General features: G+C 42.6%; 16 protein-coding genes and 4 tRNA genes. 11 read left to right on the forward strand and 9 right to left on the reverse strand.

Going from position 1 to position 19534, the window contains the following annotated elements; genetic code table 11:
- Nucleotides 1-251: 251 nt before the first annotated feature.
- Nucleotides 252-1673: a glutamyl-tRNA reductase gene (gene hemA / locus DFP82_RS01435; protein ID WP_110922214.1), complete on the reverse strand. Its 1422-nt coding sequence runs from the start codon at nt 1671-1673 to the stop codon at nt 252-254.
- Between the two features lie 776 nt (nt 1674-2449).
- Between hemA and DFP82_RS01440 the strand changes: the two genes are divergently transcribed.
- From DFP82_RS01440 to ispE, 3 genes are all read left to right on the forward strand, one after another.
- Nucleotides 2450-4402 carry a tetratricopeptide repeat protein gene (locus tag DFP82_RS01440; protein WP_110921945.1) on the forward strand — a complete coding sequence of 651 codons (1953 nt, stop codon included), beginning with the start codon at nt 2450-2452 and terminating at the stop codon, nt 4400-4402.
- 164 nt (nt 4403-4566) lie between these two features.
- Nucleotides 4567-5187: a lipoprotein insertase outer membrane protein LolB gene (gene lolB, locus DFP82_RS01445; RefSeq protein WP_110921946.1), complete on the forward strand. Its 621-nt coding sequence runs from the start codon at nt 4567-4569 to the stop codon at nt 5185-5187.
- Nucleotides 5188-5279: 92 nt separating this feature from the next.
- Nucleotides 5280-6242 (forward strand): 4-(cytidine 5'-diphospho)-2-C-methyl-D-erythritol kinase, encoded by a 963-nt coding sequence (gene ispE, locus DFP82_RS01450; protein ID WP_110921947.1) that lies wholly within the window; start codon nt 5280-5282, stop codon nt 6240-6242.
- 82 nt (nt 6243-6324) lie between these two features.
- Here the strand turns inward: ispE and DFP82_RS01455 are convergent, their stop codons facing one another.
- On the reverse strand, nt 6325-7170 hold the full coding sequence (locus DFP82_RS01455) for a tetratricopeptide repeat protein (protein ID WP_220034706.1): 846 nt from the start codon (nt 7168-7170) through the stop codon (nt 6325-6327).
- 248 nt (nt 7171-7418) lie between these two features.
- On the opposite strand from DFP82_RS01455, the gene DFP82_RS01460 reads away from it, so the two are divergent.
- The 7 genes from DFP82_RS01460 to DFP82_RS01495 all read left to right on the forward strand — a co-directional run bounded on the left by DFP82_RS01460 (nt 7419) and on the right by DFP82_RS01495 (nt 12465).
- Nucleotides 7419-7494, forward strand: a tRNA-Gln gene (locus tag DFP82_RS01460).
- Nucleotides 7495-7739: 245 nt separating this feature from the next.
- A tRNA-Gln gene (locus DFP82_RS01465) sits at nt 7740-7815 on the forward strand.
- 110 nt (nt 7816-7925) lie between these two features.
- The gene (locus DFP82_RS01470) at nt 7926-8873 is read left to right on the forward strand and encodes a ribose-phosphate pyrophosphokinase (protein WP_110921948.1); all 948 of its coding nucleotides are present in this window, start codon (nt 7926-7928) and stop codon (nt 8871-8873) included.
- A gap of 380 nt (nt 8874-9253) precedes the next feature.
- Nucleotides 9254-9928, forward strand: a complete 675-nt coding sequence (locus DFP82_RS01480) for a 50S ribosomal protein L25/general stress protein Ctc (protein WP_110921950.1) — start codon at nt 9254-9256, stop codon at nt 9926-9928.
- 208 nt (nt 9929-10136) lie between these two features.
- Nucleotides 10137-10718 (forward strand): aminoacyl-tRNA hydrolase, encoded by a 582-nt coding sequence (pth, locus tag DFP82_RS01485; protein WP_110921951.1) that lies wholly within the window; start codon nt 10137-10139, stop codon nt 10716-10718.
- A gap of 173 nt (nt 10719-10891) precedes the next feature.
- Nucleotides 10892-11272: an aspartate 1-decarboxylase gene (gene panD / locus DFP82_RS01490; protein WP_025651868.1), complete on the forward strand. Its 381-nt coding sequence runs from the start codon at nt 10892-10894 to the stop codon at nt 11270-11272.
- A 209-nt stretch (nt 11273-11481) separates the two neighbouring features.
- Nucleotides 11482-12465 carry a calcium/sodium antiporter gene (locus DFP82_RS01495; protein WP_110921952.1) on the forward strand — a complete coding sequence of 328 codons (984 nt, stop codon included), beginning with the start codon at nt 11482-11484 and terminating at the stop codon, nt 12463-12465.
- Between the two features lie 60 nt (nt 12466-12525).
- Here DFP82_RS01495 and DFP82_RS01500 read toward each other — a convergent pair whose 3' ends face one another.
- The 3 genes from DFP82_RS01500 to DFP82_RS01510 form a co-directional block, all read right to left on the reverse strand.
- Nucleotides 12526-13197 carry an RDD family protein gene (locus DFP82_RS01500; protein ID WP_110921953.1) on the reverse strand — a complete coding sequence of 224 codons (672 nt, stop codon included), beginning with the start codon at nt 13195-13197 and terminating at the stop codon, nt 12526-12528.
- A gap of 216 nt (nt 13198-13413) precedes the next feature.
- Nucleotides 13414-13490 (reverse strand) — tRNA-Arg (locus tag DFP82_RS01505).
- 176 nt (nt 13491-13666) lie between these two features.
- A tRNA-Ser gene (locus DFP82_RS01510) sits at nt 13667-13756 on the reverse strand.
- Nucleotides 13757-14222: 466 nt separating this feature from the next.
- On the opposite strand from DFP82_RS01510, the gene DFP82_RS01515 reads away from it, so the two are divergent.
- Complete coding sequence (locus DFP82_RS01515; protein ID WP_110921954.1) at nt 14223-15011, forward strand: hydroxymethylpyrimidine/phosphomethylpyrimidine kinase; 789 nt, start codon at nt 14223-14225, stop codon at nt 15009-15011.
- Nucleotides 15012-15165: 154 nt separating this feature from the next.
- On the opposite strand, the gene DFP82_RS01520 is transcribed toward DFP82_RS01515, so the two are convergent.
- The 4 genes from DFP82_RS01520 to DFP82_RS01535 form a co-directional block, all read right to left on the reverse strand.
- Nucleotides 15166-15735, reverse strand: coding sequence for a YggT family protein (locus tag DFP82_RS01520; protein ID WP_110921955.1), 570 nt, complete (start codon nt 15733-15735; stop codon nt 15166-15168).
- A 164-nt stretch (nt 15736-15899) separates the two neighbouring features.
- Nucleotides 15900-16733 carry a pyrroline-5-carboxylate reductase gene (gene proC / locus DFP82_RS01525; RefSeq protein ID WP_110921956.1) on the reverse strand — a complete coding sequence of 278 codons (834 nt, stop codon included), beginning with the start codon at nt 16731-16733 and terminating at the stop codon, nt 15900-15902.
- Between the two features lie 151 nt (nt 16734-16884).
- Nucleotides 16885-18489, reverse strand: a complete 1605-nt coding sequence (gene tilS, locus DFP82_RS01530) for a tRNA lysidine(34) synthetase TilS (protein WP_110921957.1) — start codon at nt 18487-18489, stop codon at nt 16885-16887.
- A gap of 163 nt (nt 18490-18652) precedes the next feature.
- A complete protein-coding gene (locus tag DFP82_RS01535) occupies nt 18653-19456 on the reverse strand; it encodes an acetyl-CoA carboxylase carboxyltransferase subunit alpha (protein ID WP_110921958.1) in 804 nt (267 codons plus the stop codon).
- Nucleotides 19457-19534 lie beyond the last annotated feature (78 nt).

Below are 19534 nucleotides of genomic sequence, written 5' to 3' on the forward strand. Positions count from 1 at the left end.
ATATAAATGCTACGCAGTGGTAGACTCATTACAATGGTCGCGGATGATGCGTGACATGAATAGATACTGAGCCAGCATAAATGAGCTAAGGCGTTTATAGAATAATGGCTAGCGTATCCCGACAGATTATCATCGCTTAATATGCTTATGACAGCTCGATATTAGCACTGATAATGCAGGTTGACAACGATATGTTCGCGCAATGCGTGCACTGGCGAATTTACGGTTTTTTGATCAATGAATGGCGACTATTAACGGCCGCGATGTGACTCTTGCAAGCCTGCTACCACAAAGTCTAATAGTTCACTGTCACCTTCACGGGCAGCCTTGCGCATCAGCTTCGATGGTGCATGTGTGAGTTTCTGGGTCAGACGTCGTGACAGCTCAGTGAGGATATCTTCAGGACTGGCATCACTTTGCTGTAACTGAGCGATAGAGTCATGCAGTAGTTTGTCTACTTGCTCCTGAGTACGTGCACGATACTGCTCAATGTCTTTACCGACTTGGCGCACTTGATAACGACGATCCATCTCAACGACCAGTTGGCTGACCAGTAGCTCCGCATCTACCGCTGCTTGCCTGCGCTGTTCGATGTTACCAGCAATCACGTGTTGTAAATCATCGACAGAATACAGATAGATATCATCTATACGGCTAATGGTCGAGTCAATATCGCGCGGTACAGCCAAGTCAATCATCAGCATTGGCTGATAGCGCCGACGCTTGAGCGCCTGCAAAGTCATGGTTTTATCAATCAATAAATCCATGCTACCACTACAGCTACTGACAATATCAGCTTCTGCCAACACCTGTGGCAGCTCTTGCAACGTTCTGACTTCTACACGGCGATTGGGATTGCGCAGCTCAGCCGCTAATGCCTCTGCTCGTTCAGGATTACGATTACAAATGATGACCCGCCCGACCCCAAGCCCAGCAATGTGCGTCGCGACCAATCGGTTCATCTCACCTGCTGCTACGACCAACAATGTACGACTGGGTAAATCATCAAATATTTGAGTGACTAATTTCGCCGCTGCAAAGCTGAGCGATACCGCTTGTGCACCAACTTTGGTCTCATTACGCACACGCTTGGCAGCCGCAAACACTTGATCAACGACCCAGCCAAGCTGATTACTCAACACTTTTTGCTCTTGTGAAAGGTGTACCGAGCGCTTGATTTGACCGAGTATCTGCGGCTCGCCCAATATCATAGAGTCTAGCCCTGCAGCGACTCTGAGCCAATGGGTCAAAGCATGCGTATCACGATGCACATAGAGGTACGAGTCAATCTCAGAAAGTGACAGCTGCTTGAATGTGGCCAGCCAGCTTTTGATTTTGACAATGTGAGCACTGATAGCGGCAGAGGAGAGTTTACTACTGCTGCTAAAGTCATTACTAGCCACTTCCTGCCCAGTAGACTCAGCCGTTTGGGATTCTGACAACTGTGAATCTGGCGATGCTGAGGTGTGTGGTACTGAGATTTGCGATGCTAAGCTTTGTGGCACTAGGGCATAAATCTCAGTCCGGTTACAGGTAGAGACAATCACACTGCCATCTGTGAACGCTTCCAACTGTTTGAGCGCGACATTCACATCGTCACCGACTAGCGCCAAGCGCTCTCGTAGAGCGACTGGTGCAGTTTTGTGATTGACCCCAATGACCACTAATCTCATTATTGATAGACCATAAAAATGATGCTCATCTGCCAACCGCTCTATCTTATTATTTTTAAAAGACAGTTTGGGACGACAGTGTTAAAAGAAATAATCTGAAAACCGCTTATTATATCATTATTGCTAGCTTTAATTAACACTCGCCTACCGATGATACCTATATGCTTGTAACTGGCTGCTTGTATCTGGGCACGCGTGTCACAAATCAACTGCTCATACGATTGGTAAATCCAATGTTTGAATTTGAGCAAACGTTTAAAAACTGTCACAAATCATTCGCTTACTTTGCATTAACTTGTTATATTTTCATAATATTCCGACCAATATTGATTATAAATTATCGGCATAAATGGTTAGAGGACTATGCTTTCCCGAATAGCTATTAATATAGTCGGTTCAATATAATTTCGATACAAGGAAACCGAGTGCAAGTTATACATTAGTATGCTTAGCGAGGATGACGATGTAGCGGATTTATATGGACTTGACTATAGAATGGTTAATGTCACTATCTGAGTAACACGGTCACTATTGTTTATACCAGCTATCTACTCTTATAATGTTTGTTATAGGTACTCGTTACCAACATTTAGTTTAAAATAATTAAAACATAGCTTAGGGCATGTTTGATATTCACAAATAGGCACCGCTGATTGCTAAACTTACTATTTTTAACGTCGAACTGTCTAAAAAATAGTTGCTATCAGTGCCATGATCGAATATCAAACACGCCCTATTTATCAATATAGATAAATAATGGGCAAATACGGTTATCTATGATTTTTTTCGGGTCATTACTTCGATCAAAACTTGCGCATGACGCCCAATCTAACCTTCATGCTTTATGGCATGACATTATTGAACGTCTATGGCAACACTATAAGCTAACATTATCGTTGGCTGTTTGTCTGTGCCTAGGATCTTCTTCTGTATACGCAAACCCTTCTGATATCCCATTACAGACAAACGAACCCAACGTATCAGCAACTATCGCAGATGACAGTTCACACAGCAACGATGCATCAAATAACCACGCGACGAGCCATACTACAACAACCATTCGTACAAGCATACAGCCCACAGGAAAGGTTGCCAATATTGACGGCCTAGCCCCAGCGAGCTTATGGCAATCTGAGCTCGAAGAGCCCAGTTTATATGCGCTGCTAGATGCAGAATTTGCAGCGGATCGTGATGACAAAAGACGCGCGATTACTATCTACAAGCAGCAATCTTTTAAAGAGGATGCAACGGCAGTCTTTGAGCGCGCGCTTAGTTTATCTTTGCGTAACGAACGGGTCGAGGATTCATTACAGTTTGCCAAAACATGGCAAGACCAAAACCCCGATCACGTGCCTGCTTGGTTTTATGTGGCGCATTTGGCGCTACGAGCACACGACTACTTGCTAGCTGGCGAGACATTGAATCGTATCTTGCGTTACGACCCTAGAGCAGACCTAAGCGAAATCCTTATCGGTATCTATCCAAACGATGATGAAGATAAGCGCGAATTACTTGCCGCGCTACAGCCGCTAGATAGCGAGCAAAATGCTTCATTGTCCGTATTAAAAGCAGGCCTGCTTTACCAGTTTAATGAGCCTGAAAATGCCATTATCCATATCAACCGTGCTTTAGAACGCCAACCAGACTATGTGCCCTTTATTACCCTAAAGGCTGATATATTGCGCAAAATCGTTACTGCTGAGACAGTGATCAATTATGTCAGCCAAGCACGACTGCGTAATCCAGACAGTAAGAACCTGTACTTGTATGAAATCCGCTATTTGTTGGATTTAAAGCAAAGCCAAGAAGCGTGGGAGTTATTACTAAAAGCACATAAGCATTTTAATGATGATGCCGAGATTACCTTGCTAGCAGCATTAGTGAGCTTGGATATCGAAAAATATGATAATGCCGATCAGTTACTCAATATGCTGGCAAAGACACCCGCTTATCTTAATCAGGCTTATTACTACCTCGGTATCAGTGCCGAGCGCCAGCAGAAATTTGAACAAGCCAAAACCTATCTCAATGGCGTTATGCAAGAAGACTTGGTGCTAGAAGCTCGTAGAAAAGTCGTCGCATTTGAATTACTCAATAACAATACCAAGGCGGCAATGTCAGTCTTAGAAAAGCTGCGCAAAGACTTTGAAGTATTTGCACCTGACACGTTTGTGATGCAAGCCGATATCTTATGGCAGCAAAACAAACCTGACGAAGCACTGAGTCTATTAACGAAAGCTACGCGTAATTATCCGGATAGTGAAATGCTCTTGTTTGCACGTGCCCAGCTCCTCGATGACAAAGAAGACTATATCGTAAAACGGCCACTGCTCAACCATTTGCAGGCCTTAGATCCTAGCAATCTGTCTTATAAGCTCAGTTATGCACAACTACTACTGGCCAACGAACGCAGCTCTGAGCAAGGCCTCGCGCTTGCAACAGCTATCATTAAAATTCACTATGATGACCCACGTTACGATAATGAGCTACATCTACAAGCACTCAATATCCTAGCAAGCAATGCGCTGGCTAACAAAAACTACCAGCAAGTGATCGACTACCTACAGACACCTTATGACGTGTTGCCTACGCTACGTTCAGGTGCTTTACTGCTGCGTGCGTATCAAGGCTTAGGCAATAATGAAAGAGTCGAGACACTACTCACAGACTTGCAGAAACGCTTTTCATTCGGACAGCATAATATCAATGACCGCATACAGCTGTATTAAAGACAAGGTCAATAAAATATCTTGATAGTAAGCAAAGCAGTTCTACGATTACAGAGCACTTAATTACAAGGCACTTATAAGAAGCTAACAGCCACGCATAACTGAGTAACAAATAACACTTAAGCTAATATCTTTGTAAATTTGTTCATTATTGGGGAAACATCATGTCAGCAGTAACCACTTCTTATAAGCTTAACAAAGTCACTCTATTCACGGCCATGGCAGCAGCGCTCGTGATAACGTCTGGTTGCCAGTCACTAAAAACAGCGAGTGCTACCAACCAACCTACTACGACTATACAAGAACAACCGCAAAAGCTTGAGAGCTTTAATATCACTGGAAAGATTGGTGTTACTACACCCGCTAATGATACGGCAGAAGCCCAAGGTGGTAGTGCCTTTTATGCGTGGGGACAACAAGACGACCGCTTTGCTATCGAACTGATTGGCGCGCTAGGTATCGGCAAAACCAATATCGAATATGATGGTCAAACCGCCACGCTAGTCAGTGAAAAAACAGGGTCATTGACAGCCAACGATCCTGAGACTTTATTGAAAAAAGCAACTGGTTGGCAAGCTCCAATTTCACAAATGCCTTACTGGATATCTGGTCGCCCAGCACCTTCAGATAGTGCACCAGAAATGGATGCCCAAAAGCGCTTAATCAGCTCAGTTAACGGTGAATGGACTGCTAGCTTCACATATAAGGGCACTGATAAGCTACCGAGTAAAATCAGCGCTGTGCAACCTCAAGGCAACAAGGTTGTGATGACAATCAATCACTAACCCATCACTCACTATTTAGAGCAATTATTCATAAAGCCACCATTGCTTACTAAGCTAGCCATTTACGGCTGAAAAATTTATGACTGTACATTATGATTAAAAATATCGCCGCATCGTCTGCCTCTACTATCATGCGCTTATCACCTGCAAAGATTAATTTGTTTTTGCATATTACGGGTAAGCGCGCTGATGGGTATCACAATTTGCAAACGGTCTTTCGCTTGCTTGATTGGGGCGATTATTTACATTTTTCGGTGACCGATGATGCCGTAATTTATATGGATGATGGTAAATCAGATGCTAATAAGCTTTGTCATCAGCTACTGATATTGGCTGGCGCAGAGGCTATTACTGCTAGCGTAGAAGACAATTTAATCTTTAAAGCGGCACGCGCGTTGCTAGCATCAGTCATACAGTCAGACAAGCTACCTAAGCAGTTAGCATCAGTGAATATCACTTTAGATAAACATTTACCAATGGGCGCAGGATTGGGTGGTGGCTCCTCTAATGCTGCCACCACCGTATTGGTATTAAATGAGATTTGGCAGCTTGGCTTTACTCGTGACGAGCTTATAAAAATCGGTGCAAAAGTGGGCGCTGATGTGCCCATATTTATCTTTGGGCAAGATGCGATTGCGATGGGTATTGGTGAGGAACTGACCGCCATTGATTTACCAGAACATCAATATTTAATGTTGACACCTGATGCTCATGTGAATACCGCAAAGCTGTTCGCGCATCCGAAACTACAGCGGAATATCGCTCCCCTATCGATTGAAACCATTAAAAACCAGTCCAATGATTATTTGCAGACTCTTATTACGCCCTATCACAATGTTTTTACGCCTGTGGTGACGAGTCTCGCACCTGCTGTTAAAGAGGCTTTACGTTATTTAGAAGGGTTAGAGCAGCAAGCGATGGGTACAGCACGAATGACTGGCTCTGGTAGCGCAGTGTTCTTGCCTTTGGATGCAAGCGTGACTACTGACAAAGCGCTTTTGGCAAAATGGGTTGAAGGTGCGCCTTGTGCAGGATACGTGGTTGGGAGTTTATAGCTGGTCAAGCTTTAATACATTTGGTTAGAGTAAGGACTGTACGCATCGCCCAAGCTGTAAGTATTTTTTATAGGATCTTTTGTTAGTTTTTTGATCTGTAATTATCACAGCCCATCTGGTTTCCATTATCGCAAGCTTTTCCATACCACTCTTTTGCTTGTGCATTATCTTGACGAACACCCTCACCTTTATAATACATCCATGCAAGGCTAAGCATTGACTCATCCAATCCTTGATTAGCAGCTTTTTCATGCCATTTAAATGCTGTATTATAGTTTTGACGAACACCCACGCCCTCACTGTACATTACACCAATATTATGTTGAGCATCGCTAAATCCTTGTTCAGCTGCTTTCTCAAATAACTCAGCTGCTTTTGTACTATCTTGACGAACACCTTCACCACTAGAATACTTCATCGCAAGACCTATTTGAGCTATAGCTTCTTCCTGTTCGGCTGCCTTTTCATACCAATAAGCAGCCTTATTATAATCTTTAGGTACATCTTCACCTATATCGTACATTGATCCAAGATGGGCTTGAGCCGATGAATTTCCTTGGTTGGCTAAACTTTCAACCTCGTCAAAATCCAAGTTCTCTATCTCATAAACACTAAAATTTTTCTGAGAGCTGATATCTGGTATAACTACAGCCGCGAAAACTCCTAATAAGGAAACTAATCCAATCGATAAAAAGTATTTCTTAAACAACTCTACTTCATGTTTATCAAATTCATCTTTAGGCATAAAATAAAAAACAACCTGAACAATAGGGCTGAATAATACTGCCGTAACTGCGAGTAAAGAGTTATATCTCCAAATCACACCAATGGTTTTAAAAAAATACCACAGCATTGCTGCAAATAAAAGAAAAGCAACTACACCCAGTATAAAAATTGATATTGTAGCCATAAAATCATCTGTAAACATAAGTTCTAACAGAATTTATTATAGCTATAGTCCTCATATATAGATATAAATTAAAACTACTGTTGGCTTACCCATGTCGCACAGTAAAATCAACCGACACCCCAACTACCTTTAAATAATTACGGTCAACATTTTCACCATAGAACTACCAAACTCACCTAAACATCAACTCATTACGAATAAAAGCCATAAAAAGGCGCAAATGACTTGCAAAATCTGAAAATTTACTTATAATAGGTCGCCTCAATAGGGGTATAGCCAAGTTGGTAAGGCATCAGGTTTTGATCCTGACATCCGTTGGTTCGAGTCCAGCTACCCCTGCCATTTTTAAGTTCGAAGTGTTTGATATGTATACATTATAAGTGAATTATAAATCGTCACTTATGGTATTACCATTGACAACGCCATCCCAGTTTCGGTATAGTTCGCAATGAACGCCGCTAGGGAAAAGTTAGATATCAAACGGTTCATCCGTTTTGTAGATAACTGAAAGGTCGTAACGCCATTCTAGAAGTAACAATTATTAAAAGTTACTGCTAGAAATCGGACGTACACAGCCTAGACATTACAGGGGTATAGCCAAGTTGGTAAGGCATCAGGTTTTGATCCTGACATCCGTTGGTTCGAGTCCAGCTACCCCTGCCATTTTTTACTGTAATAGTATTCATCAAAACTTTTCACCACTCTTTTCTGAATTTGAGCAGTTTGACACTGCTTAGCGGTCTCTGCTTGAGTCAATCAATAGGACTTCTGTCATGCCTTATTTGGCGATTTTTACGGGCAATGCCCACCCAGAATTAGCAAAAACCGTAGCCGATCATCTTCACATACCTCTTGGTAAAGCTGACATCACGCGTTTTTCTGATGGCGAAATTGCCGTGGAAATCAAAGAGCACGTGCGCGGTAAAGACGTGTTTATCATGCAGCCTACTTGTGCACCGACCAATGACAACTTGATGGAAATCATGATGATGGCTGACGCCTTGCGTCGCTCTAGTGCTGGTCGCATCACGGCTGTCATGCCTTATTTTGGTTATGCTCGTCAAGATCGTCGTCCACGCTCAGCTCGTGTACCTATCTCTGCTAAAGTCGTCGCTGATATGCTAAACATCGTCAGTATTGACCGTGTAATGACGGTTGATTTGCACTCAGATCAAATTCAAGGCTTCTTCGATATTCCTGTAGACAACATCTACGGCACGCCTGTGCTATTGAACGACCTACAAAAACAAGATTATGACAACATCATGGTTGTTTCACCTGATGTTGGTGGTGTTGTGCGTGCACGCGCCATGGCCAAGCAGTTGGGTGATACCGACATGGCAATTATTGATAAGCGCCGTGCTCGTGCCAACGAATCACAAGTAATGCACATCATCGGCGACGTTCGTGACCGTGATTGTGTGATTGTTGATGATATGGTTGATACTGCAGGTACATTATGTAAAGCCGCTGAAGCATTGAAAGCAAACGGTGCACGTCGCGTGTTAGCTTACATCACTCACCCTGTTCTATCTGGTAATGCATTGAAAAACATCAGCGAATCTGCGTTAGATGAGCTGGTTGTGACTGATACGATTCCATTGTCTGATGCGGCAAAAGCATGTAGCAAAATTCGCCAAGTAAGCATCGCGCCAATGCTGGCTGAAAGTCTACGCCGTATTAATAACGAAGAATCTATTAGTGCAATGTTTGATGGCTAACATTTAAGCAGTAGTGCTCGTTATAAAAATAGCGTCAAGTTTCATTACTTGGCGCTATTTTTTGCTTAATAATTTTACACAGCCCTTTTTCGTAGGTCTTTATTATTACTACAAAATCACGTATAATGCGCGCCTGTGCCGCCCGTTTGTTTTATTCAATCAGGTTGGCATTATCGAAAGTGCTGATCATGCTGTGAGTAACGACGACCATGATAATAACTATCATAAAAATCGTTATGACAAGCAAATGGCTAAGCGTAGAGTTTTTGATAGTAACTATCACTAATAATACTTAGCTATCATCACGTATTAGTGGATTGGTCGCAAATCCACTTTTTTATGACCAGACACTTCATCATTCTTTTTATAGGATTACATCCATGAGCATTAACCATTTTGAGCTAAACGCAGTTGATCGTTCTGCTGAACAACAAGGTAAAGGTGCGAGCCGCCGCCTACGTAAGCAGAATCTAGTTCCTGCTATTATCTATGGTGGCAACGAAGAGCCTACCTCTATCTCTATCAAAATCAACGAGTTGGTAAAATCGCTTGAATTTGAAGCGTTCTTCTCACACATCTTGACCATCAATGTTGACGGCGTAGAGCATCAAGCAGTTATCAAAGATTTGCAACGCCATCCAGCTAAAGGCTTCCCAATGCATGCTGATTTCCAGCGCGTTGTGAAAGGTCAAAAAATCACTATGAACGTTCCTGTTCATTTTGCTGGTAAAGAAGAAGCGCCAGGCACAGCAAAAGCTGGTGTTTTGTCAACGCTAGTATCTGATATCGAAATCTCTTGCATTCCATCACTACTACCTGAGTATCTAGAAATAGACGTATCTGGTATGGAAATCGGTGATTTGCTTCGTTTATCAGACATCAAACTTCCTGAAGGCGTTGTTATCAACGAGCTTGAGCTAGAAGACGGCCATGACCGTACTATCGCTAACATGCTACCACCGACAGTTGAAGAAGTTGATGCAGATGCTGAAGAAGTTGACGCAGCTGAAGTACCTGCTACTGAACAGTCTGAAGACAAGAAAGACGGCGAGTAATAACCAAACTCTATATAGCGATCTATTGTTTGTTATATAGTTACTGGTGCGCTTAGTCAAAAAAACAGCAGGTGATGAATATCTCCTGCTGTTTTTGTAAGTACGGTTTGGGTATAAAAGTAATATTTTTTATTCGATACGTCTATAATTCGACACTTTGATACCCAAGCCTTACCACTCATTTATTAAACTCAAGCAGGATGTTTTTATGGCCATAAAGCTTATTGTCGGTCTTGGTAATCCTGGTCAGCAGTATATGTTTACGCGTCATAATGCAGGATTTTGGTTCGTCCATCATTTGGCCCAGCAGTTCAATATTGACCTGAGCCCTGACAAAAAATTCCATGGTGTCACAGGACGTGGGCAAATTCATGGGCATGATGTGCGCTTATTGATGCCTCTCACTTTTATGAATAAGTCTGGTGAGTCGGTTGTGCCAATGGTGAATTTTTATGGCATTGATAATGATCAGTTGCTCATTGCTCATGACGAGCTCGATATTCCTGCTGGCAGCATTAAATTAAAAACAGGTGGTGGCCACGGTGGTCACAATGGCTTGCGTGATATTACGCCGCATATTGGTAGCGATTTTCATCGTCTACGCGTGGGTATTGGTCATCCTGGTCATAAGTCTAAAGTTAGTGGACATGTCCTTTCAAAAGCCTCTCCTGATGAGCAAATTGGTATCGACAGCGCCTTAACTGCTGCTTTTGAAGCATTACCATTACTGCTAGATGGCGATATTGAACGCGCGCGTTCTCAGATAAACGGTTTCAAACTACCCGAATAACACGGTATGATACCGCCTATTCTGGCAGATGTATTTTGATCCCAATTCTGCCCAGTTAATCAACAACTTACCTACAACTGTTCATTCAGCTACGGGTTTGGGTAATACTGCCTTTTTTTAGGTAGATTTGCCCCCATTAACTTATTACTTTCATCACGCTAAGGAAGCAATCCATGCTACTTAATATGCTTAAATGCAAATTGCACCGTGCCCGCGTCACACATGCAGAGCTTCACTATGAAGGCTCTTGCGGTATTGATGGCGATTTATTAGACCTTGCAGGTCTGCGCGAAAATGAATCTATCGATATCTATAACGTTACCAATGGCAAACGGTTTCGCACTTATGCGATTCGTGCTGAAGCAGGTTCAGGCATTATCTCATTGAATGGTGCTGCTGCTCATATGGCCGATTTGGGCGATATCGTGATTATTTGTGCCTATGCTCATTTTGATGAGGTTGAAGCAGAAACTTATCAGCCAAAACTGGTCTACTGTAATGAAGACAACACCGTGAAAGACACAGCAAACATCATTCCTGTACAAGTGGCTTAAGAAAATCACTAAAAAGCTTGTTACATAAAGTATGAGTAAATACCTAATCATACAGTTGCTGTAGTTGTCAAAATCCCATTAAAATACTTGTACTTATATCGAAGCTGAATCCAGATTGTGATTCAGCTTTTTTTTATGCCATTTTTATATGATGTAAGCGTATTCAAAACCCAATATCTATTTTTATCCCTAACGAAGGAGTTATCTAAATGTGGTTGGCAGTCATTGCAATTTTGATTGGTCTAGCAATTTTAGTTTGGAGCGCTGATGTTTTTATCGATGGCGCGACAGCATTGGCACAAAAGTTTCGAGTACCCAGTTTTTTGATTGGTGTGCTTATTCTGGGTATTGGTACGTCAGCACCTGAGATGGTGGTATCGGTACTAGCAGCGTTAGAAGACAGCCCTGAGTTGGCACTCGGTAACGCTTATGGCTCTAATATTATTAATATTGCGTTGGTACTGGGTGCAACCGTAATAATAAGCCCTATTATCATCCGTAAGGCCATCGTCAAGCGTGACTTGCCTATCTTACTGATGATTACGGCTGTTGCAGCATGGCAGCTGCGTGACGGCTCACTCAGCCAAGCGGATGGTATTGTGCTATTGGTACTATTGGTATTGGTATTGGCCACTCAAATCGTATTGAGCATTCGAGAAGGCAATCATGAACATGATGAAGATGTCATAACAGATGATAATGCGAGTACAAACCACGAAGAGCCGAGTGTAATAAGAGGCTTGGGCAGTTTGTTTTTGGGCATGTTAATGTTGGTTGCCAGTTCAAGAGCCATTGTTTGGGGCGCAGTTGAAGTCGCAACATTTTGGGGATTAAGTGAGTTGATCATTGGATTGACGATTGTTGCAGTTGGCACCTCATTACCTGAGCTGGTCTCTAGCTTATCTGCTGCTCGTAAAGGTGAACATGACATGGCGCTGGGCAATATTATTGGTTCTAATATTTTTAATACCCTTGCCGTGGTTGGCTTGGCAACCGTCATTGCCCCTATCACCGTAAACCCAGTGATTTTTTCACGTGACGTGATGGCCATGGGCCTGATTACGGTATTACTGGTGGTACTTTGTGGATTTGCTTTTGTCACCAATCGATCATTTGGACGGACCTCTGGTGCCATGTTAATGCTATTTTTTGTGGGCTATACCGGATGGCTGATTCAAACCGTCAACTTATAAAGTGTTGACGTGATTGCTCGCACGTACCAGTACATAGCACGTAGCACGTAGCTATAAATATTACGGTTTATTTTGCGACTGCTTGCGGTTTCTAAAACCACGCCATAACCCTTCGTGTGCGACTTTTGGCATTTTTAGGGTTATGGTATTAGATAACATATCTTGCACTGCTAAGCCGCGACGATTAAACAAACAAAAAGCGTAATTAAAAACCCAACCTAATAAGGCGCTGGTCAATAATATCGCACGTGATCCACCGATTAAGCTACCAATAATACCAAACAGCAATGGCATCAAACATGCCGCCAAAATACGCTTAAATGACTGTCCCCATGTCAATAAGTGACCTGAGTTATTCACGGTTTTTAATCGCCAAGTTTGCATACCCAGTGTCTGCCCACCACGACGCCAAAACAATCCATAGAACGCCACTAGCGTCAGTACAAATGACGGCGTCATAATGACGTTCTGGTACCAAGTAGGCAAGGACTGTGCTTGAGAAGAGTCTGTACCTGTATTCATGGTCAGCAATGTGCCAATTACGGTCAGTATCGTTCCCACTAGAAACAATAATGCCAAAATCAACATGCCATCGTAGAGTACCGCCACCACACGTGTAGTGGGCTTAGCGATCGTTGGCTCTTCATCAGGTGTTTGCTGCATAGGAGCATTACGTTGAGGCTTTGATTTGGTAGTTGCTTTGGATATGCGTTTAGATAAACTTTTTGACATGGTACAAGCTCATAGCAAGCAGTGAATAATGGCTCCATTGTACCGTAATTCACGGTTGTATCGTACATTATCCTCAGATGCTATCTGGTCATGCATGTAATCAAGGCAGGAAGTATTAAGACAAAAGTAACAGACATAAAAAAACCGCCAAATTGTCATAAGACAGGCGATTATTTTAGGTACTTCTTTAGCTTATATAATAAGCTAGTATGCAAATGGTGCGCCTGGAGAGATTCGAACTCCCGACCCCTTAGTTCGTAGCCAAGTGCTCTATCCAACTGAGCTACAGGCGCGTATTTTGCACATCATCCACTGCGTTGTTAATAACAATTACAGTAAATTAGGTTGGTCATTATATAGATAATATCGCTTGTGTCAACATCTTTATTCATTAAAATATAATTAATTTTTAACTTATAAAAACCAACAACTAATTTTTGCGATGTTACTCTAAAAACAACACTATAAATGGAGGTGAAGGAGGGATTCGAACCCTCGATACGCGCAAACGTATGGTTCCTTAGCAGGGAACTGGTTTCAGCCACTCACCCACTTCACCAAACGACGTAAGACTTTTTAAGTTCTAAAAAATAGTATTATTGCTGATAATACGTCTTATCCCGTGGGCGATGATTATAGCAAAACCAAAAAGAATTGCAAGCATTGTCTAACTATTTAATGCAATTTTTATGATATTTATTTGTTTATATCGTCTTATGCCTTTTTTAACGAGTAAAGTATCTCTAAAAACTAGCAAGAATGAGGTCTAAGCCAATCAATGTGCGGTTAATTACTATTTATCGGTATATTTGATCGATGCATTAATTTTCAATATATAGTCCAATCCATATCAATCCGCTACATCGTCATCCTTGCTAAGCACACTAATGTATAACTTGCACTCGGTTTCCTTGTATCGAAATTATTTGAACTCAACGATACAATCTCTCACCTACTATGGCTTTTTCAGCAGTGGATGGCTATAGTATTTATTATTCATTTTAAAATATATCAAAGGAAGTGTTATGCGACCAGTGGTTCTTTGCTTTTCAGGATTGGATCCCTCCGGTGGTGCTGGATTGCAAGCCGATATTGAAGCCGTTGGCCAAGCAGGTGCTCATGCCGCCATTGCCTGTACTGCCATCACCGTACAAAACTCGCAACAAGTATTTGGCTTTGAGGCTTGTGCCGCGAACTTGGTAAAAGACCAAGCGACAGCAGTGCTCGATGATCTGCCTGTTAGCGTTATCAAATCAGGTATGCTTGGTACGACTGATAATATTGCGATGTTGACCCAGTTGTTTGCTGAGCAAGTTATCGCTGCTGAGACACCGTTTGTATTAGACCCAGTATTGGTTGCCAATAGCGGTGGCAGTCTAGGCGATGAACAAACCTTAGTAACGGCATTTAAAGCGCTTCTCCCCTACGCCACTCTAATCACACCGAATACGCACGAGCTTCGTGCATTAAGCGGTGAGCAGGACTTGCATATCGGCGCGCAGAAGCTATGTGCTCAAGGTACTCATGCTATATTGGTAAAAACGTCACATGATTTTGATAGCGGTGATATTGAGCAGTATCTATATATAAAAGGTGAAATGGTACATCAAAGCATTTTGCCGCGCCTAGAAGGCGAATTTCATGGCTCAGGCTGCTCACTGGCTAGCTTTATCGCTGGACGTTTAGCAATGGGAGATTTACTTGTTGATGCAGTCAAGGCAGCGGATAGTTGGATCACTAGAACGCTGCGTGCTGCTGATGCGCCGCACCCTGATAATGCTCGCGCCCAACTGATACCCAATCGTTTTATTTGATTTTAACTTGCTGACACCTTTATATACCGATGACTTTTATCAGTGACAAAAAAAGGCGCTCTATGTCTTATAGAGCGCCTCTTTTGTGTGGTATTTCTAATAATGTCACTTTTTAATTTCTGGCAATGTAACTTTTTAGCTTAAGAAATTTAACTTAGCCTAACATCGGCAAGAAGCTCGCTGCCAAACCGCCAATAAACATTTCTAGCAGAATAAAAGCAACAAAGGCTATCATCGGTGATAAATCAAGCATACCCATGTTTGGTGTGATACGGCGGAATGGCTCCAAAATTGGCTCTGCAAGATTCATAATGATGCCAATAATCGGATGCTGAGATTGCGTAAACACGACAATCCAGCTGACGATAATTGAACCAATAACCAAGTAGCGACACATACGCAAAAAATCTAAAATCAAACTGACAGTACCAGTGAAAAATAACGGTACAGGTGCAATGCCTTTATGAGTCAGTGCTGCCTTTCCAGAGATATCAATCAGACGAATCAAAAACATCAGTACAATCGCTGCAATACTGATACGACCTTGACCAACCGTTGGAAAAATACGTCCAAAAACATCGACAATATGGGTCGCTTTATAAGCAGGGGCTATCATTGGATTGCTCGCATCCATACCTGCAAACTGCAGCATAAAACGAATAAACACCAACATCATCGCAAAGGTGGTGACCAAATCAAAGATTTGAAATAACATGTTGTTCATGAAGTGCTACTCAATGTGACGTTATTAACAGGTTCTAGGATGACGAATGTCATTATCAGATACTTATTGTAGTCGACCCTCTATAAATTGGATACGGTGTCAATACGACAATTTATAGATTACAATCATCTGGACACCGGCAATCGTATTTTGGGTTTTTCTAACTATTTACTCATCTCTTCACTAAGCGCTTGGCTGCGATCAGAGCAGGCTTTCATCGCTTCGCTGATTTGACGGCCGATTTCATTGGCTTGCATAGACTCTACTGCGGCTTGAGTAGTACCTTTTGGCGAGGTGACTTTACGACGCAATTCAGCAGGCGTATCATCACTGTTCATCGCCATTTTCGCAGCACCTAACATGGTTTGCATCGCTAGCGCTGAGGCTTTTTCTTTGTCTAAACCTAAAGCAACGGCTCCATCAACCATCGACTCGATGAAGTAAAACATATAAGCAGGTGCTGAGCCTGACACAGCCGTAACTGCATGCATATGCGCTTCATCATCAACCCATATGACCAAGCCTGAGGCTTCTACGACTGCAGTTGCTAACTGCTTTTGTTCAGCTGAAATAGCATCCGTACCATATAGACCAGTTGCACCCATTTGAATCATCGAAGGTGTATTTGGCATTGCGCGTACGATGTTGCTATAGCCACCCAACATGTCAGACAACAGATCCGTCGACAGACCTGCTGCTACTGAAATTACCAGCTGATTGTCTAGAGCGTCAGCAAACTCACCAACAACCTGTCTCATTACTTGTGGCTTAACAGCCAGTACGACGATGTCAGCACCAATCACAGCAGCTTTAGGGTTTTCACTGGCATCAACCGTGTTCATTTGCTGCTTGTCATACTGATCACGTGTCTCTTTGCTAGGTGCTGATACGGTAATAAGCTCAGGATTGACGCCAGAGCTCACTAGCCCGCTAATCAAGGCCTGAGCCATATTTCCGCCGCCGATAAAGCTGATTTTTTTATTATCTAATACTGACATACTTGTCTCCTACACAAAAATTCAAAGTTATTCAAACTAACATATGCATATACAAAATGACATTTAGTTTACCATACTGCTACTAGCATCGTTTGATAAATTCATGGCAACCACAGTGCCACTAAACTTAGAAGTATCTAATAAATTACAATCAATCTGTCCTATTTTTTGCATCTTTTTCGGGACTTAGATTGCTTTTGATAAGGTCAGTGAGCTGATGACTGGGAGTGTCAGTTTTCAGATTATCAACGCTTAATACCCAACGATCAAAAGGTGACAGCAAAAAAATAGGCAACGCTATCGGACTTTCATTTTCGGTCATTTTCTCATCTATAAAATCCACACTGATTACTACTAAGCTATCACGTAACCATGAGGGGATACCCAAAGTTTGGTAAAGCTTTTTGCCAGACTGTGGGCGTGACGCTAGTGCTGTTTGTACACGCTGCTTGCGACCCAACGGTGCTATCTTTAACATTGCTGTTCTTGATGATTTTAGCAATGCTTCGTGTTGGTCATGGTCTAATAATCTCGCCACTACATTTGCCAAAACCTGCACCTGCCAAATGAAATTATCGTCACTACGTAAGGTAGTCAAGATAGGTTGTTCGTCAGCTGCATTAAACTCAGGTGAAAAAGGTTGAGGTAGCATTTCCGCCTGTTCGATAAGCGACAATTGTAGCCAAGTCAGCCACTTATTGCTTAGACGATAAAGCTGCTGCCGATAACGACGGATAGTATAGGACTGCTTACGACCTTGCCAAAAGAATTCCGTTTGATGGTCGTGGTCATCACGTTGACTTAGAAGTAGCACATCATCGACGAGCTGCTTAGCTGGTGGTAATGGCTCATCTTGACCTAGCCAATAATGTAATAATTGACGTTGGCGATACAGTGGTAGCTTGTGCAGATCATCAATATTTAGGACTTGCTGTGCAGATGGTAACTGTAATGAAGCAACCGCTATCTGCTGCAAATCTGTAGCAGCTTGTGCACTCACACTTGCCTGAGCTTCACTCAGTAGCTGTGCGCTACGAGCAATATTATCAATAACATTGGGATTGTATGACGCCAATACCGGCATGATGTCACGGCGTAATCCACTACGCACGTTATCGCCTGTGTCATTGGTGGGATCGTCAATATACGGCAGCTGTAGACGCTGAGCATAGGCACTAATACGGGCACGCTGAATAGTTAGCCAAGGCCGCCATAGTATATTGTGCTGCCCACCTTGTCTCTGTACGCGCCACGGCTGCATGCCCGATAGACCATTCACACCAGCACCTTGAATCAATCGCATCAATACGGTCTCTGCTTGGTCGTCAGCATGATGGCCCAATAGCAAAACATCACCTTGATTGATATGTGCGCGCATTACCTCATAGCGAGCTTGCCGTGCTGCTTGTTCATCATGACCGTTCACTTGCGCACGTAATATATAACACGGTATTTTTTGAGCCGCTGCCCAATCAGCGACATGGGCTGCCCAAGCGCTACTGTCTGCTTGTAAGCCGTGATTTACATGTAAGAGCTGCGGTAAAAATGGTAATTTACCTTGTCGATAGAGCTGCACACATAACGCTGCTAATGCCAGTGAATCACGCCCACCACTACATGCTAGCCAAATTCGTCGCCCATGCAGCTGTTCATCATACTCAGCCAAACTGCTCAATAATGCTGCAGCTAGCTTATCGTCAGCGGGTAATTCAGCGACTGGCTCAATAGAGTAAGAAAGTATTGCACTGCTGGTCATAGTCAGCCTTATTTTTAGTTACGTTAGGTGCTTTATATACTAACAGCCACAAAAAAACGCGCCATTAAATGACACGTTTTTATTTTAGCACTAAGCTCAACATCTAATATTAAAAGCCACGTATTCGTGATGTTTAATATTAGGTTGGTACAGTATTAGATTACTAAGCAGGCAACATCACTTCAGAGTTAAACGTTTTTAGCTTTTCATAACGTAGCTCGCAACGATCATGCGCATCTAAGTCTTTAAGTTCATCTAACTGTTCAGCAATGAGTGCTTTTAGTGCAGTCATGACTGGCTGAGGTTGCACGTGAGCACCTTCGCCTTCTTCAATAACAGCATCAATTAAGCCCATTTGATATAGGTTAATGGCGTTTAATTTCAATGCTTCACTAGCATCTTGTGCTTTTTCAGCGGTTTTCCATAAGATGGACGCACAACCTTCAGGAGAGATGACTGAGTAAATACTGTTTTGCAGCATGTTTACTTTATCACCCACGCCAATGGCTAATGCACCACCTGAACCACCTTCACCGATAATGGTGACAATGATAGGGACTTTTAGGCTAGAGAACACCGCAATACTTTCTGCAATGGCTTGTGCTTGACCACGTTCTTCAGCACCGATACCAGGATATGCGCCTTGGGTATCCACAAAGGTCATCACAGGAATATTAAAACGCTCAGCCATTTTGACCAAACGAATCACTTTGCGATAACCTTCAGGATTGGCCATACCAAAGTTATGAGCAATACGCTCGCGAGTACTGCGACCACGATGTTGACCAATTACCATTACTGGCATACCGTCAAAACGAGCCAAGCCACCAAGTATGGCTTTGTCATCGGCAAAAGCACGGTCGCCATGCAACTCATCAAATTCGGTAAACAGTTGATTAACATAGTCCATAAATAATGGACGCTTGGCGTGTCGTGCAAGCTGCACACTATCCCAGACAGTGCTCATAGACCTTTCCCTTTAATAATTATATTTAACAATAGCGTCGTTATCGGTTTGTAGATAATGGGTTTGTAGATAATGAAA

Origin of the sequence: Psychrobacter fozii (assembly GCF_003217155.1) — a bacterium.
GTDB classification, from domain to species: Bacteria; Pseudomonadota; Gammaproteobacteria; order Pseudomonadales; family Moraxellaceae; genus Psychrobacter; species Psychrobacter fozii.

Excerpts from the sequence above, each read along its gene's own strand:
- hemA (WP_110922214.1), bottom strand. The coding sequence starts at position 1,673 with ATGAGATTAGTGGTCATTGGGGTCAATCACAAAACTGCACCAGTCGCT.
- DFP82_RS01440 (WP_110921945.1), top strand. The coding sequence starts at position 2,450 with ATGATTTTTTTCGGGTCATTACTTCGATCAAAACTTGCGCATGACGCC.
- lolB (WP_110921946.1), top strand. The coding sequence starts at position 4,567 with ATGTCAGCAGTAACCACTTCTTATAAGCTTAACAAAGTCACTCTATTC.
- ispE (WP_110921947.1), top strand. The coding sequence starts at position 5,280 with ATGATTAAAAATATCGCCGCATCGTCTGCCTCTACTATCATGCGCTTA.
- DFP82_RS01455 (WP_220034706.1), bottom strand. The coding sequence starts at position 7,170 with ATGTTTACAGATGATTTTATGGCTACAATATCAATTTTTATACTGGGT.
- DFP82_RS01470 (WP_110921948.1), top strand. The coding sequence starts at position 7,926 with ATGCCTTATTTGGCGATTTTTACGGGCAATGCCCACCCAGAATTAGCA.
- DFP82_RS01480 (WP_110921950.1), top strand. The coding sequence starts at position 9,254 with ATGAGCATTAACCATTTTGAGCTAAACGCAGTTGATCGTTCTGCTGAA.
- pth (WP_110921951.1), top strand. The coding sequence starts at position 10,137 with ATGGCCATAAAGCTTATTGTCGGTCTTGGTAATCCTGGTCAGCAGTAT.
- panD (WP_025651868.1), top strand. The coding sequence starts at position 10,892 with ATGCTACTTAATATGCTTAAATGCAAATTGCACCGTGCCCGCGTCACA.
- DFP82_RS01495 (WP_110921952.1), top strand. The coding sequence starts at position 11,482 with ATGTGGTTGGCAGTCATTGCAATTTTGATTGGTCTAGCAATTTTAGTT.
- DFP82_RS01500 (WP_110921953.1), bottom strand. The coding sequence starts at position 13,197 with ATGTCAAAAAGTTTATCTAAACGCATATCCAAAGCAACTACCAAATCA.
- DFP82_RS01515 (WP_110921954.1), top strand. The coding sequence starts at position 14,223 with ATGCGACCAGTGGTTCTTTGCTTTTCAGGATTGGATCCCTCCGGTGGT.
- DFP82_RS01520 (WP_110921955.1), bottom strand. The coding sequence starts at position 15,735 with ATGAACAACATGTTATTTCAAATCTTTGATTTGGTCACCACCTTTGCG.
- proC (WP_110921956.1), bottom strand. The coding sequence starts at position 16,733 with ATGTCAGTATTAGATAATAAAAAAATCAGCTTTATCGGCGGCGGAAAT.
- tilS (WP_110921957.1), bottom strand. The coding sequence starts at position 18,489 with ATGACCAGCAGTGCAATACTTTCTTACTCTATTGAGCCAGTCGCTGAA.
- DFP82_RS01535 (WP_110921958.1), bottom strand. The coding sequence starts at position 19,456 with ATGAGCACTGTCTGGGATAGTGTGCAGCTTGCACGACACGCCAAGCGT.